This window comes from Pseudomonas sp. DR 5-09 (genome assembly GCF_001655595.1).
GTDB lineage: Bacteria > Pseudomonadota > Gammaproteobacteria > Pseudomonadales > Pseudomonadaceae > Aquipseudomonas > Aquipseudomonas pharyngis.
In genome coordinates, this window is sequence record NZ_CP011566.1 from 5,040,563 (window position 1) to 5,056,164 (window position 15,602).

10 protein-coding genes are annotated in these 15,602 nt (G+C 60.5%); 5 read left to right on the forward strand and 5 right to left on the reverse strand.

Annotated features, from left to right (window positions below; genetic code table 11):
- Positions 1 to 315 precede the first annotated feature (315 nt).
- Positions 316 to 720, forward strand: coding sequence for a DUF6124 family protein (locus PDR5_RS22645; protein WP_011335674.1), 405 nt, complete (start codon positions 316 to 318; stop codon positions 718 to 720).
- Between the two features lie 44 nt (positions 721 to 764).
- Here the strand turns inward: PDR5_RS22645 and PDR5_RS22650 are convergent, their stop codons facing one another.
- Positions 765 to 1,124: a PilZ domain-containing protein gene (locus PDR5_RS22650; protein WP_007951248.1), complete on the reverse strand. Its 360-nt coding sequence runs from the start codon at positions 1,122 to 1,124 to the stop codon at positions 765 to 767.
- 218 nt (positions 1,125 to 1,342) lie between these two features.
- Positions 1,343 to 1,729 carry a tetratricopeptide repeat protein gene (locus PDR5_RS22655; RefSeq protein ID WP_064599038.1) on the reverse strand — a complete coding sequence of 129 codons (387 nt, stop codon included), beginning with the start codon at positions 1,727 to 1,729 and terminating at the stop codon, positions 1,343 to 1,345.
- A 173-nt stretch (positions 1,730 to 1,902) separates the two neighbouring features.
- On the opposite strand from PDR5_RS22655, the gene pyk reads away from it, so the two are divergent.
- On the forward strand, positions 1,903 to 3,354 hold the full coding sequence (gene pyk / locus PDR5_RS22660; protein ID WP_064599041.1) for a pyruvate kinase: 1,452 nt from the start codon (positions 1,903 to 1,905) through the stop codon (positions 3,352 to 3,354).
- 268 nt (positions 3,355 to 3,622) lie between these two features.
- On the opposite strand, the gene PDR5_RS22665 is transcribed toward pyk, so the two are convergent.
- The 3 genes from PDR5_RS22665 to PDR5_RS22675 are packed head-to-tail and all read right to left on the reverse strand — an operon-like array spanning position 3,623 to position 6,436.
- Positions 3,623 to 4,372 carry an enoyl-CoA hydratase-related protein gene (locus tag PDR5_RS22665; protein WP_064599042.1) on the reverse strand — a complete coding sequence of 250 codons (750 nt, stop codon included), beginning with the start codon at positions 4,370 to 4,372 and terminating at the stop codon, positions 3,623 to 3,625.
- 29 nt (positions 4,373 to 4,401) lie between these two features.
- Complete coding sequence (locus PDR5_RS22670) at positions 4,402 to 5,337, reverse strand: iron-sulfur-binding ferredoxin reductase (protein WP_064599044.1); 936 nt, start codon at positions 5,335 to 5,337, stop codon at positions 4,402 to 4,404.
- Positions 5,330 to 6,436, reverse strand: coding sequence for a GGDEF domain-containing protein (locus tag PDR5_RS22675; protein ID WP_064599046.1), 1,107 nt, complete (start codon positions 6,434 to 6,436; stop codon positions 5,330 to 5,332). The genes PDR5_RS22670 and PDR5_RS22675 overlap by 8 nt, the downstream gene beginning before the upstream one ends.
- Positions 6,437 to 6,747: 311 nt before the next feature.
- Here PDR5_RS22675 and PDR5_RS22680 point away from each other — a divergent pair, with 311 nt between their 5' ends.
- The 3 genes from PDR5_RS22680 to PDR5_RS22690 all read left to right on the forward strand — a co-directional run bounded on the left by PDR5_RS22680 (position 6,748) and on the right by PDR5_RS22690 (position 15,599).
- Positions 6,748 to 8,271, forward strand: coding sequence for a fumarate hydratase (locus PDR5_RS22680; protein WP_064599048.1), 1,524 nt, complete (start codon positions 6,748 to 6,750; stop codon positions 8,269 to 8,271).
- 150 nt (positions 8,272 to 8,421) lie between these two features.
- Entirely contained in the window at positions 8,422 to 12,852 is a 4,431-nt protein-coding gene (locus PDR5_RS22685) for a SpvB/TcaC N-terminal domain-containing protein (RefSeq protein ID WP_064599049.1), read from the forward strand.
- The gene (locus tag PDR5_RS22690; protein WP_064599051.1) at positions 12,849 to 15,599 is read left to right on the forward strand and encodes an RHS repeat-associated core domain-containing protein; all 2,751 of its coding nucleotides are present in this window, start codon (positions 12,849 to 12,851) and stop codon (positions 15,597 to 15,599) included. The genes PDR5_RS22685 and PDR5_RS22690 overlap by 4 nt, the downstream gene beginning before the upstream one ends.
- Positions 15,600 to 15,602 lie beyond the last annotated feature (3 nt).

Here is a 15,602-nt window from a genome sequence, read left to right on the forward strand (position 1 = left end):
TGAGGCTACAACACGTGACGCTTTTGCCTACATGTAAGCGCGAATCCGCCGGCTTGTGCACCTTGGCGTTGCCCCGTAACTTGATCCCCGTCGCTGCCAATCAGCGGCCGGGTTTAGTCGCCCGAGGTAAGATAGGTTTGCAAACGCATCGTCCAGTCGGGTATTCCCTATCCATGCACTCGATGGTGGCTGTGAGCAGGGTGCCCCCGGGCACGCCGGAAAAGCCTACTTCCCCGGTCGACTAACCTGCTTACAGCTGCCACCCCCTCGTTTAGTCGCGAAGCGGTAACAGCCCAACTTATTAGGAAGTTAGGTATGTTCAAAGCTACACCAAATCCGCCTTCGGATATCGATCCAACTGACAAGACTGATCAAACCGATCCGGTCTCCCCCTACGCCTCCGTCGATTCAAAAAAACTCCACGACGCGGCCCATCGGGCCCTCGACTTTTACCTCAACCCCAAAGCTGAAAAATCACGCAACTCCGTGGATCGTGGCATGCAGATGTTCAAAGTCGATCCGGACATCAACCCGGAAGCCATCGCCATCCAGACCTACGAAACCTTTTCCTCGGTCAGCATTCTGTTGCTGGATCTGGCCGACAGCCTGGACGACAAGCCGCGGCATCTGGCGATGGCGATCTATCAGTTGAGTGAATTGGGGTTGTTGCTGGTGGAGAAGACACTGGATAACGAACGGGCGATTGCGATAAACGAGTAAGAAAAAGGGCCACAACCTTCGGCAGGTTGTGGCCCTTTTGGTTTTCAAGCCGAGGCCGGCAACGGCTGAAAGCTGAAGTACTGCTTCAACGCCTCGACCAGTTGCCCATACTCGGGCGGCGTCCGGTACAGGCTGAAGCCGGCGTCGTAGTGTCGGGGGGTCGCGTCTTCGTGGCACCACAGGCAGCACGCGGTGAGGTCGATGACCTGCTGACAGCCCTCGCCCAAGGGAATTTTCAGGCGCAGGTTGAACTCGGCACCGATCATCATCGGCAACTGGCTGATGAGCATCAAACCGTCTTCGGACACGTTGCCCAGAAAGCCGATGGGTTTGTCGGTGACGCTGTTGAATACTCGCAGAAAATACGGCAGCTGATGCCGTTCGATTCGACGGTCGGTAAACATAAGCAATTCGCCATGCAAGGCTCCATTACAGAGCCGCACTCTCGCTTCGGAACGGACCTGTGCGTCAGGTTCGCTCTCCCCGCACCCGGTGTGACGCTCGCTACGCGCATCTCATGCCAGTCGCAGGTGTTGCGCCGGTACAGATATCGATCTGCACCGGTGTCATTCGACTATAGCTCACCCTATACAAGCAGCCAGCTTTTGTATGGCAACCGCCATCAGAACCGGGCTGGACGTACCACGGCGGCAGCGCTGCGCGTCGGGTAGTGACCCAAGCTCTGCAGGGTTTCCAGACGCGCGCGGGCGCGGTAGGCGTATTCGCTGTTGGGGTACGAGGCGATGATGAACTGATAGGTCTGCGCCGCATCGACGAACATTTTCTGCCGTTCGAGGCACTGGCCGCGCATCATCGACACTTCCGGCCACACATAAGGGCGGGCGCGGCTGGCGCGTTCGACCTTGGACAGTTCAAGCATCACCTGCTCGCAATTGCCCCGGTCATAGGCGCTGTAGGCGTTGTTCAAATGATGGTTCATCGACCAACGGGTGCAGCCCGAAGCGGCGAGGACGCTGAGGGCAAGGGCGGCAATGGGCACGAATCGCATGGGGGTTCTCCTGTCTTGTGCTCTGTATCGACCCCTGGTCGGAAATCTTCAGGCGCGTTTGTCCCAAAGTTGCCGTGTTCAATAAAGAAAGTATTAAGTAGTGCAAACGAACAATGACTACACCCTTCGAGCATAGTAGCCTTCGCTGGCGCTTGAACCTGAGGAGTCTTTGCATGTCCGTCCGTCGTACCAAAATCGTCGCTACCCTTGGCCCGGCCAGTAACTCGCCGGAAGTTCTCGAACAGCTGATTCTGGCTGGCCTGGACGTCGCCCGTCTGAACTTCTCCCACGGCACCCCCGACGAGCACAAGGCTCGCGCGAAGCTGGTGCGTGACCTCGCGGCCAAGCACGGTCGCTTCGTCGCCCTGCTGGGTGACCTGCAAGGCCCGAAAATCCGTATCGCCAAATTCGCCAACAAGCGCATCGAGCTGAAGATCGGTGACCAGTTCACCTTCTCCACCAGCCATCCGCTGACCGAAGGCAACCAGCAAGTGGTCGGCATCGACTACCCGGACCTGGTCAAGGACTGCGGCGTGGGCGACGAGCTGCTGCTCGATGACGGCCGCGTGGTCATGCGCGTTGAAACCGCCACCGCCACCGAGCTGAACTGCGTCGTGACCATCGGCGGTCCGCTGTCCGACCACAAAGGCATCAACCGTCGCGGTGGCGGCCTGACCGCGCCGGCCCTGACTGAAAAAGACAAGGCCGACATCAAGCTCGCCGCTGAAATGGAAGTCGACTACCTCGCCGTGTCCTTCCCGCGTGACGCCGCCGACATGAACTACGCCCGTCAACTGCGCGACGAAGCCGGCGGCACCGCCTGGCTGGTGGCGAAGATCGAACGCGCCGAAGCCGTCGCCGACGACGAAACCCTCGACGGTCTGATCAAGGCTTCCGACGCGGTGATGGTTGCCCGTGGTGACCTCGGTGTGGAAATCGGCGACGCCGAGCTGGTGGGCATCCAGAAGAAAATCATTCTGCACGCACGCCGCCACAACAAGGCGGTGATCGTGGCGACCCAGATGATGGAGTCGATGATCCAGAACCCGATGCCGACCCGCGCCGAAGTGTCCGACGTGGCCAACGCCGTGCTCGACTACACCGACGCCGTGATGCTGTCTGCCGAGTCCGCTGCCGGCGCTTATCCGCTGGAAGCCGTGCAGGCGATGGCGCGCATCTGTGTCGGCGCTGAAAAGCACCCGACCAGCAAGACCTCCAGCCACCGTATCGGCAAGGAATTCGAGCGCTGCGACGAAAGCATCGCGCTGGCGACCATGTACACCGCCAACCACTTCCCGGGCGTCAAGGCGATCATCGCACTGACCGAAAGCGGCTACACCCCGCTGATCATGTCGCGTATCCGCTCCTCGGTGCCGATCTACTGCTTCACCCCGCACCGCGAAGCCCAGGCTCGCGCGGCGATGTTCCGTGGCGTTTACACCATTCCGTTCGACCCTGCTTCGCTGGAACCGCACGAAGTCAGCCAGAAGGCCATCGACGAGCTGACCAAGCGTGGCGTCGTGGAAAAAGGCGACTGGGTCATCCTGACCAAGGGCGACAGCTACCACACCACCGGCGGCACCAACGGCATGAAGATCCTGCACGTGGGCGATCCGCAGGTCTGAGTGACCGGCTGCTGAAAACGAAAAGCCCCGCCATTTGAATGGCGGGGCTTTTTCATTTCAGGAGTGTTGATCGTTACTACGTTGATCGTTCCCACGCTCTGCGTGGGAATGCCTCAATGGGCGCTCCGCGTCCGCTTCGGCATGGGACGCGGAGCGTCCCGGGCTGCATTCCCACGCGGAGCGTGGGAACGATCGGTGCGCGGAGTGCGGCGGCGGTCGATGCGCGGAGTGCGGGGGCGATCGATGCGCGGAGCGGTCGGCGGATATCTCAATGCCGTTTGATGAACCCGGTCAACGCCGCCAGCGCCTCCGGCGAGCGCAGCCGCTGGGTGAACAGTGCGCCCTCTTCCTCGATCACCTTGCGAATCAACTCGCGATCCGGCGCGCGCATCAATTGCTTGCTGATGCGCACCGCCTCGGCCGGCAACTCGTCAAACCGCAGCGCCATCTCCCGCGCCTTGGTCAATGCGGCTTCGCCGCTGCCCAGCGCCTCGGTGGCGATCCCCCATTGCGCGGCTTGCTCACCCGTGAAGCCTTCACCGAGCAGCAGTAACTCCGAGGCTTTGGCCTGCCCGAGCAAGCGCGGCAGGATCAGGCTGGAGCCAAACTCGGGGCACAACCCTAGATTGACGAACGGCATGCGCAACCGCGCATCCCGCGCCACGTACACCAGATCACAATGCAGCAACAGCGTCGTGCCGATCCCCACCGCCGCCCCGGCCACGGCGGCGATCACCGGTTTACGGCATTCAAGCAAGTTGAGCATGAAGTGAAACACCGGGCTGTCGAGGTCGCTCGGCGGTTGCTGGATGAAGTCGGCGATGTCGTTGCCGGCGGTGAAGCACTCGGCGCTGCCGGTGATCAGCACGGCGTTGATTTCGGGGTCGTGATTGGCTTGCTTGAGCGCTTCGGCCAACTGGCTGTACATGGCCCGGGTCAGGGCGTTTTTCTTGTCCGGGCGGTTGAGGCGCAGGGTCAGCAAACCGCGTTCGCGGTGCAGCAGGATGGCGTCGGTCATGGTGTGTCTCGCGTCTGAAGAATCAGCGCTCAACCACGGCTCAGGAAGACATCGGCCAGCAGTTGATTGCGCGGCAGTCCGGCCAGGAACAGACGCTTGGCAAACGCGTCGACGCTGGCCGTCGAGCCGCAGACTAAGGCCAGGGTTTGCCGGGAAACAAGGCGCAGTTGCGCCAAAGCGCCCGGCAACTCGGCCGCCGTCCACAGTTCGACGCTGAGGTTTTCCCGCTGAGCAGCGAGTGCTTCAAGGGGTTTGGCCAGGTAATGCCCGTCGGCATCATGGGCCAGGTGAATGACGCGGATGGCGCCCCGATGATCCTGGCGCAAGGCTTCGCGCAACACGCCGAACAACGGGCCTAGTCCGGTGCCGGCGGCAAGCAGCCACAGCGGCCGGTCGTGCCAGTCCGGGTCGTAATGCAGCGCGCCGCCACGCAGTTCACCGAGCCGGATCGGATCGCCGATCTGCATGCGCCGCGCGGCATCGCTGAATTCACCGGGTTCGCGGCAATCGAGATGGAATTCAAGAAAACGGTCTTCTTCCGGCAGGCTCGCCAGCGAATACGGCCGCGCAATGTGGCCCGCCCACAGCACCAGATGCTGACCGGCGCTGTAGCGCAACGGTCGCTGGGTTATCAGGCGCAGACGCAACACGCTGTCGCCGAGCCAGTCCAGCGCCTCGACCGTGGCCGGGCGACCATCGGTGACGGGATCGAAGGTGTGCACCTGCAAATCCTCAATCACCTGGCACTGGCATGCCAGCCGCCAGCCCTGATCACGCTGTTCGGCGCTCAGGGCATCGGGGCGACTGTCGGCGGGCAAACCCTGCACGCATTGCACCAGACACGCATGGCAACTGCCGGCGCGACAGCTATAAGGCACCGCCACGCCGTTCTGATTGAGGGCATCGAGCAGGTTGCTGCCCGACGCCACCGACCACTGTCGTTCACCCACTCGCAGTTCAGGCATCGACGTTCTCCCATGCCGCCGCGCAACGGTTACGCCCGTCACGCTTGGCCCGGTACAGCGCCTGATCGGCACGCTGCAAGGCGTCGTCCAGATCGTCGCCCAGTTCCAGCAAGGTCATGCCGGCGGACAGGCTCAGGTTTTTCACATTCAGGCCCACCAGTTCAACGTCGGTGAAGGCGATGCGCAGGCGTTCGCAACAGGCGGTCAGGCTTTCAGCGTTGCAATCGGGCAGCAGCACCACGAATTCTTCACCACCATAACGCGCCAGCACATCGCCGTCGCGCAGGCAGGCCCCGGCGACTCCGGCGAAGGCTTGCAACACCTGATCGCCAGCGGCGTGGCCGTGAATGTCGTTGATGCGTTTGAAGTGGTCGAGGTCGATCAGTGCCAGACCGTGCACCACGTCGGGCTCCATCGCATTCAACTCGCGGGTGGCCAGACGCAGGAAATGCCGGCGATTGAACAGCCCGGTCAGCTCGTCGGTGGCAACAAGGTCTTCGAGTTGGCGCATCATCCCGCGCAGGGTGTCCTGATGCGCCTGCAGGGCGAACCGGCGCTGACGCATGCGTTGGCGCGAGGTCTGGACGAAACGCGCATAGATCACCAGCCAGGCCAGCACGATCAGCAGGATGCAGGCCTGCAACGCGGAAAGCGCCGGATCGTGCAGACGGAAGTGGTAACCGTCCCACAGCGTGATGGCGCAGAAGCTGAAGAACACCAGCATCGCGCAGCGTACGAACGCCCGCTGTGACAGATGGAACAGGCCGAACAGCAGGACCAGCACATAGAAAACGAGAAACTCGCCCCGGGCCTCCTCCAGATGAGCAATCAGCCACGTCTGCCAGCCAAGGCCCAGCAGCACTTGGGCTTCGGTCAGGCTAGGGTCGGAAAAGCGCAGGTTGCAGCCGGAAAAGAACAGGGCGAACAGGACCGCCTGACTGATCACAACCAGGGCACTGCCGACGGCGACGCCGGCCAGTGAATCGTTGTAGTGACCGGTGAAATACGCCAGCCACAGCAGCAGCAAAGCCAATCCGTAGGTGGCTGCAGCGAGGGCGAAGCGTTTGAGCAAAAGACGTTGAATGGCGTTATGGGTCAATCGTTGACTCACCGTGCGATAAGAGGCTGACCGAGTGTCCTACCCTACAGACCGGCTGCCACTTTAGTGGCGCAGGCGATAAATGACCATTGATTTTCGGGCCGGGTATTTGGCGTCAAAAACCTGCAGCCATGCGACCAACGAATGACTCCCGGCAGATGTGCCCGCCACCGAGGCGCGGTATACTGCCGCGCCTTTTTAGCGTCGCGCCAGCAGCCCCGGCGTGCCTTGAAAGGTGTCTGCGACCGACCGATGCACCCAAGCCGCAGGCACCTTATTGAATGTTCCCGTCTTTTAGAGGAGCGCGACTCATGACCGTGATCAAGCAAGACGACCTGATTCAGAGCGTTGCCGACGCCCTGCAGTTCATTTCCTATTACCACCCCGTGGACTTCATCCAGGCGATGCACGAAGCCTACCTGCGCGAAGAATCGCCAGCGGCCCGTGACTCGATGGCGCAGATCCTGATCAACTCGCGCATGTGCGCCACCGGCCACCGGCCGATCTGCCAGGACACCGGCATCGTGACCGTGTTCGTGCGGGTGGGCATGGACGTGCGCTGGGATGGCGCGACCATGAGCCTGGACGACATGATCAACGAAGGCGTGCGCCGCGCCTACAACCTGCCGGAAAACGTCCTGCGTGCCTCGATCCTGGCCGACCCGGCCGGTGCGCGTAAAAACACCAAGGACAACACCCCGGCAGTCATCCACTACTCCATCGTTCCGGGTAACACCGTGGAAGTGGACGTGGCGGCCAAGGGTGGCGGTTCCGAGAACAAGTCGAAAATGGCCATGCTCAACCCGTCCGACTCGATCGTCGACTGGGTACTCAAGACCGTTCCGACCATGGGCGCCGGCTGGTGCCCGCCGGGCATGCTGGGCATCGGCATCGGCGGCACCGCCGAGAAAGCCGCTGTGATGGCCAAGGAAGTGTTGATGGAATCCATCGACATTCACGAGCTGAAAGCCCGTGGCCCGCAGAACCGCATCGAAGAAATGCGTCTGGAGCTGTTCGAGAAGGTCAACCAGCTGGGCATCGGCGCCCAGGGCCTCGGTGGCCTGACCACCGTGCTCGACGTGAAGATCATGGACTACCCGACCCACGCCGCTTCCTTGCCGGTGTGCATGATCCCGAACTGCGCCGCCACCCGTCACGCGCACTTCGTGCTCGACGGTTCCGGCCCTGCTTCGCTGGAGGCGCCACCGCTGGACGCCTACCCGGAAATCGTCTGGGAAGCCGGTCCGTCGGCCCGTCGCGTCAACCTCGACACTCTGACCCCGGAAGACGTGCAGAGCTGGAAGCCGGGCGAAACCGTCCTGCTCAACGGCAAGATGCTCACCGGTCGCGACGCCGCGCACAAGCGCATGGTCGAGATGCTGAACAAGGGCGAAACCCTGCCGGTTGATCTGAAAGGTCGCTTCATCTACTACGTCGGCCCGGTTGATCCGGTCGGTGACGAAGTGGTTGGCCCGGCTGGCCCGACCACCGCCACGCGGATGGACAAGTTCACCCGTCAGATCCTCGAGCAGACCGGCCTGTTGGGCATGATCGGCAAGTCCGAGCGCGGCCCGACCGCGATCGACGCGATCAAGGACAACAAGGCTGTGTACCTGATGGCCGTCGGCGGCGCCGCTTACCTGGTGGCGCAAGCGATCAAGAAGTCCAGGGTTCTGGCGTTTGCCGAACTGGGCATGGAAGCGATCTACGAGTTTGAGGTCAAGGACATGCCGGTCACCGTTGCGGTGGACAGCAAAGGTGAATCGGTACACATCACCGGTCCTGCGATCTGGCAACAGAAGATCAGCGAAAGCCTGGCGGTAGAAGTGCAGTAAGCGCTTCATCGGCTTCGGAAAAAACGGGCGGTCAGCAATGACCGCCCGTTTTTTTTGCCTGCCGTCAGTCGGCACCTGTCAGATCTGACAGGTGTCACGCCCGATGCCCTCTGTTAGCGTGGAACCTCGACGTTTACAGGTTGCGCTGCCATGGTCCCGGATGCAGATGCGCTCGTCACTCCTCCCTCCATCGCCAGGACTGCGTCCATTGCCACCAACGGACGCAGTTGGGGGGAGATCGGTGTCACCGGGCAACGGTCTTACACGCTGCCGTTGCCGAGCCTGGACGCGCGCAGCCTCAATCCCGAGTTGCAACTGGTCTACGACGGCAATGCGGGCAACGGGACGTGCGGCCTCGGCTGGGATCTGCCGCTGGCGGCCATCTCGCGCAAGACCAGCAAAGGCGTACCGAAATACGAAGACGCCGACATCATGCAGGCCGACGGCACGGATCTGCGACCCGAACTGACGGCTGACGACAAGATCCTGTCGACCCGACGCACCCTCGGTATTGGGAGGCGGGCCAGAGAGTTTTCGGTGGTTCGCTACATTCCTCGCCTGCAAAGTACGTTCGACCGCTACGAACTCTGGACACCTGACGATGGCAACCCCTTCTGGATAATCGCGCGTGCCGACGGCTCGCAACAGTGCTATGGCATCACGCCGGATTCGTGCATCTGCGATCCTGAAATCCCGGGCCACATCGCCGCGTGGCTGCTGGTGGAAATCCGCAATGCGGTGGGAGAAAACATCTTTTTCGAGTACAAGCGCGACGACAACGAAGTTGACCCACGCTTTGATTATCGGGCCCAGCGCTACCTGCGGCAGGTCTGCTACTGCAACAAGACCGCCAGTGCCGACCTGCTGTGCCTGGACCACGCGCAACCGCAGGATCTGGAGTGGCTGTTCCGGCTGATCGTGGACTACGGAGAACGTGACACCGGGCTCGATGCGGTTCCGCCGTTCAAGGCACCGGACGAACACGCCTGGCCACTGCGCTCAGACCCTTTTCGCATGCATCGCTATGGCTTCGAGGTCGGTAGCCGACGGTTGTGCAGGCAGTTCCTGTTGTTCAACAACACGGGCCCGGAGAAGGTGCTGGTCAATCGCCTGTTGCTGGAGCACCAGGCCACGGCGCTGCTCTATAACCACCTGAGCGCCGCGCACTACATGAATTACGACGCGCAGGGGCATATCAAACACTTTCCCCCGCTGGAGTACTTCTATGAACTGTTCAAGCCCAATCCATTTCCCCAGGCCTTTCTGGCACTCGACACGATGCCAGGCCTCAATGACGGTCAGCCTTACCATTGCGTCGATCTTTACGGCGAAGGCCTGCCCGGTTTTCTCTGCCGGTACGACGGTGGCTGGTACTACCGCGAACCCTTGCGCGGCATGCCCGGCACAGACGAAATCGTCTACGGCCCCTGGACCCTGCTGCCGCTGATCCCGAATGCCGACAGCAGCAAACAGGTGGTGCAGATTCTTACCGATCTCACCGGTGACGGCCGTCTGGACTGGATCGTTGCCCAGCCCGGTGGCAGTGGGTATTACACGCTCGACCCGGATGGCAGCTGGTCATTGTTCAAACCGTTCAGCCAGTTCCCCGTGGAATATTTCCATCAACTGGCCCAGATGGGCGACTTGAGCGGCGCCGGTCTGGACGACATTGCGCTGATCGGCCCGAACAGCGTACGGGTGTACGCCAATGTGCGGGAAAAAGGATTCGCGCCCGGCAAGGATGTACCGCATACCCCGACCCCGGATTGCTTGCCGCTGTTCGGCCCAGCCCTCACCGAACTGGTGATGTTCGCCAACCTGCACGCCAGCGACCGCTCGGGACTGTGCAGGGTTCGCCACGACAAGATCGAAGCGTGGGCCAATCTGGGTCATGGCAGATTCGGCAAGGGTGTCGAAATCAGCGCTCTGCCTTTCGAATACAAGCACTTCAATGCCGATCACATTCGTTTCGCCGATCTCGACGGTTCCGGCGCGCCTGCGTTGATCAAGCTCTGTTCCGATCACTTCGAGATCTACTGGAATTACGGTGGCAACGCCTTTGCGCAAGTCCCGGAAGTCGTCCAGTGGCCCAGGGGCGTGCGCTACGACAACCTCTGCCAGGTGACCTTCGCCGATCTGCAAGGCATTGGCTGCGCCAGCCTGCTGTTTACCAAGCCGCACATGAAACCGCAGCACTGGGTGTATCACTTCGTCAATGCAAGGCCATACCTGCTCACCGGTTGCAACAACAACATGGGCTACAGCGCTACGCTGCAACATCGCAGCAGTGCGCAATTCTGGCTGGACGAGAAACGCCTGGAGTTGATGGCGCGCAGACGTCCGGTGTGCCGGTTGCCGTTTCCGCAGACGGTGCTCCGCTGCTTGCAACAACTGGACGAAATCACCGGCAATCAGCTGAGTCAGCAATTCGAGTATTTCGAGGGTAACTACGACGGTAGGGAACGTGAATTTCGCGGCTTCGGCCGGGTCTGTCAGATCGACAGCGAACTGGAACCGGGCAAGGCCGAGAGCGGCCACACGGCGCCGATGCGCGTGACGCACTGGTTTCATACCGGCCAATGCATTGACATGTCCCTCAAGAACATCTGTGAGCTGGATCCGGACGCCCTCCCCTTGGGCGCCACCGTGTATTCGCGTTTCAACGCAGTCAAAGGCACTGACGTAATTCGCAAGCCTTACCCCGTCGAAGAAAATGAAATCGCTCGTGCCCTCAGCGGCCAACTGCTGCGCAGCGAAGTGTCCCAGGCTGATGACCCCGAGCCCACGCGGTTGTTTTCCCTGACCGAACATCGCTATCGGGTCCGGCAAGTCCTGGACAAACCTTCGAGCCTGCTGGTGCTTGAACAGGAAACCCGTAGCCATCAATACGAGCGCGTCATGGACGACCCGCTCTGCCAGCATGTGGTCAATATGGAGTGGGACGAGTACGGCCAGTTGACTCACGGTTTTACTGTCGCCTGCGCGCGTCGCCGCACCGAGACCGACGAACCGCCCTTCGACCAGGAGGATCAACGGCAAGCCTGGATGGATAGCCACGATGAGCAACAGCAGTGTTTCTATCTGACGGAAACCCGTGCCGGGTTCAAGCATTTGACTGAAGACGGCCATCGCCTGCTCGGTTTGCCCTGGCGCCAGCGCAGCAACGCGCTGAAGCTGCCCAAGGGTACGCTGCCGGGCGGACTGCGCCCGGAGGACATCAGTTTTGAAAGCTTCACGCGACATATGGACAGCGCCCAGTGGACCGCCGCCCGTGAACTGACTTCGCTCTCGCAGCAAACGTATCTGGAGGCCGACGGCAAGCTCCATTACCCGCCGCTGGCCGGGCCGACGGAACAGGCCGTATTCGACAAGAAGGCATTGTCGGCATACGACGACATCCCGCCGCCATTTGCCATTCGCGCAGAATTGCAGACGATCGGATACAGGTCCATGAATGTGTTTTTCCCCGATGACCCGGTGGAGGACGACCTGAAAAACCTGTGGTCAGCCGACAGCGGATTTTTCACCTACACCGGCGCCAACGGTTTTTACCACGTCACCGATGTGCAACAGACCGCCAGCCATGGCGTGACGCACATCACCCGGGACGAAAACCACCTGCTGACCATTGCCATTACCCTCCCGGATGGCTGCACGACGTCAATCACTCATGACCTTCACACGCTCCAGCCCCTGAGCATCACGGACGCCAACAACAACATCCATGAAGTGCTTTACGAGCCAGGCGGCCAGCCCATGGTGCACAGCTTTCATGGTACGGAAGAAGGCAAACCGGCTGGCTTCATGCCACTGGCCGAGTACCCCGAGCAGACAGATCTGAGCGTCGAGTACGCCCTCGCCCATCCAAAAGAAGTGCTGGCATCCGCCGCCAGTGTGGTGCGTACGGAACTGCACAGCTGGATGCCATTGCTACCGCCCGGAACGCTGCCGCTCAAAAGAAACGAATGTATCGCCAAAGGGCTGATCCTGCCCGACGGCCATATTCGCGCCTCGGCCCTGCGCTGGCTGAACCAGCGGGAAAAGTGCACAGCCAGCGAACAGACACTGTTCGAGATCATCCGCACGGCCAAGCGGCAACCGGTGCACAGTCTCAATCTGGTTGCCGACCGCTACCACACCGACCCGCTGCAATTGATTCAGATGGTCATCGCTTACATCGACGGCTTCGGCCGCGAATTGCAAAGCAAACAACTCGTCCCGCCGGGCGATGCCTTCGTGGCCACGCATGAGGACAACCTCGAGACGGGCGCCGATGGCAGGCCGCTCGAAATGCCGGCCGTTCAACGCTGGCGCGTACAAGGTCGTGTGGAATACAACCACAAAGGCGAAACCATCCGCGTTTACCGCCCCTATTTCCTCAACACCCATCGCTACATCAATGACAGCGCGATGCGTGAGCACGGCTACCACGACCGGATGTTCTACGACGCCCTGGGGCGGCCGATCAAGACCATCAATGCCCTCGGCCATCTGGCGTTCGATATCCTGCACCCATGGTTCAAGCTCAGCTATGACTTCAACGACACCGACGACACACCGGCGAAGAAGGTCAAGCCATGAACGCCAGTGTGCATTGGCACACGCCATCGCTGGCCGTCATCGGCCCGCGCGGCGAGGCCATCAGACAGGTCGACTACCTGCGCAGGGTTGCCGGCGAGGATGTGCAGGCGCTCATTGCCCGACAGCACTATGACGTTGCCGGCCGACTGGTTGCGCTGCGCGATCCGCGTCTACCCACGCCCAATAGCACCATGGTTCACAGGCTGGACGGCATGGCGGTCAAAACTCATAACGTCGACGCTGGCAACGACACTGTGCTGCCAGGTCCCGGCGGTCAACTTCTGCACCATTGGGATGCCAACGACAATCACCGGGAAATGACCTACGACCCACTACTGCGTCTGCTGGCCGTCACAGAAAACGGTGCAGCGAACTTTGAAACCTTTCGCTACCTCGACGCATCGGCCGACCCGACGCTCAATCTGCGCGGGCAAATGACGGCACTGAGCGATCCATCGGGCACGCTCGACCTCGACAGCTTCGGCATGCACGGGCAGACGCTGGAAGAAACCCGCACCTTCAAGGACGGCAAAACCTGCACCAGCCGTCGGGTCTTCAGCGCCGTCGGCGCACTGTTGCAAACCACTGACGCCGGCGGGCACCTACAACAGTCGACCTACGACATCGCCGGGCAACTCGTCCAGGTACAACTGCAACTCAACGGACAAGCCTTCAAGCCGGTTTTGAAAGGTGCGGATTACAACGCCGCCGGCCAGATCACCAGACAACAGCTCGGCAACGACGTGACCAACCGCTGGTGTTACCGGGACGCCGACGGACGCCTGCTGCGACAGTACGCGCAAAAGGCTTCAGAGCCGGCGATTCAGGATTTCGGGTATGAATACGACCGGGTGGGCAACACCACCCGCATTGTTGACCACACCTATACACCGACGTTTTTCCGCAACCAGCGGGTCGACGGCCAGCGCACGTTTGACTATGACACGACTTATCAGCTGATCCGCGCCACCGGGTACAGCGACGCCCCGCCCAGGGACAACCCGGGCCGGCCTCAGCCAACCGACCCACGGGACCGGCGCAACTATGTCGAGACCTTCGAATACGACAAAGGCAAAAACCTCACCCTGCTCACCCATGTCCGCGACGGCAGTACCCATACCTTCGAGATGTTCATCGACCCGGACAGCAACCGCGGTGTGCGCTGGAAAACGGGCGATCCGGAACCGATCTTTCCCGAATGGTTCGACCCCGCCGGCAATCTGCTCGCCCTGCAGCGGGGTCAGCCCATGCAGTGGAACAGCCGCAATCAACTGGCGTCACTGACCCTGGCGGAACATGCCAGCGGTCCGCCTGACCAGGAAATGTATCAATACAGCCAGGGCACCAGGGTCTACAAACGATACGAGACCCACACCCGCAAGGTCAGCCATGTCGAGGAGGTGCACTATGTGGACAATCTGGAAATCCGAAGCAAGAGTTCGGGTGAAGAACTGCACCGGATTTCTGTAAGCACGGGCGTCGGCGAAGTGACCTGCCTGCATTGGGTCGCTGGCAAACCGCCCGGCATCGATGCGGATCAGATGCGTTATTCCCTGACGGATCATCTGGGTTCAAGCGTGACCAAGCTCGATCAACAGGCGCGGCTAATCAACCAGGAAGGCTATTTTGCATTGGGCGGAACCGCGTGGATGGTCGCAGACAAACTCGTGGAGGCGGATTACAAGTTCATCCGCTACTCGGGCAAGGAGATGGATTGCAGCGGGCTTTATTATTATGGAGCGCGGTATTACGCGCCTTGGCTGGGACGCTGGGCCAGCTCTGACCCGGTGGGTGATGAGGACGGGCTGAACCGGTATGCGTTTGTCGGGAACAACCCGATGACGTACGTCGACACTGGCGGACAGACCAGGACGCGGGCAGAGCTGAAAGCTCAAGCTGCCTACTCGATGAAATTCCTGAGTGTTGCCAACAGTGAAATGGATATCCTCGAACGACAGATTGACAACCTTTCGAGTCGGAGACGGTTGCGTACCGTCATAGTTGCAAAATTTCTCGTACAAGTCGCCAAAGTCGTTGCCAGTTGGTTCTCCACAAACGATCTTTTTAGTGCAGTGGAAAAATTAGCAGGAGGAGATCCTTTTTCGTCAATGGTGAGTGAAGTCAAGGGGCTGACCATTGGCAACTTCACTGCTGAACACTCCGCTAAAGTGGTCGATTTGGCTTTTTCAGCCTTCCAGGACGTTTCCAACCCTTTGATACCCCGCAAAACCGATATATCCGCTGATGCAATCTCGAACCAGGCGAGAGGAGTAGAAAGTGGTCCCCTCGATGCGTTCATGGACATCAGATCCTTTGAGCCAAAGGACGCCATCGAAGCCTCGGTCAATGCCATCTCCGCCACCGGGGGATCACAACTCTACGGATTAGGAGAACTTATAGAGCTTGGTAAAGTGGCAGAACAGGGGAGCAGGGCCGAAGAAGGCATGTTTTCACAGGAAATCGAAGCCGAGCTGAATGCGCTCGACGCATTGCGTGAAAACATTCTCGGCGTATCCAACGCCGGCCAGACAGCCTTCAGCGAGCTTGGGGTCAACGAGTTCTACAACTCGGATCTCGATTTTGTACTCGACCTGGCACAAAGGAGAGTCGGCACTCAAAAAGCCAGGTCTGTCCGACGCGAGAATCTGCACGCACTCACTGAAAGAGCCTTGTACGTTATCGATGACAGAAAACAAATGCTCAGGACCTATGGAAGGCAAACTGCACACAAACAGCAGAACAAATAACAA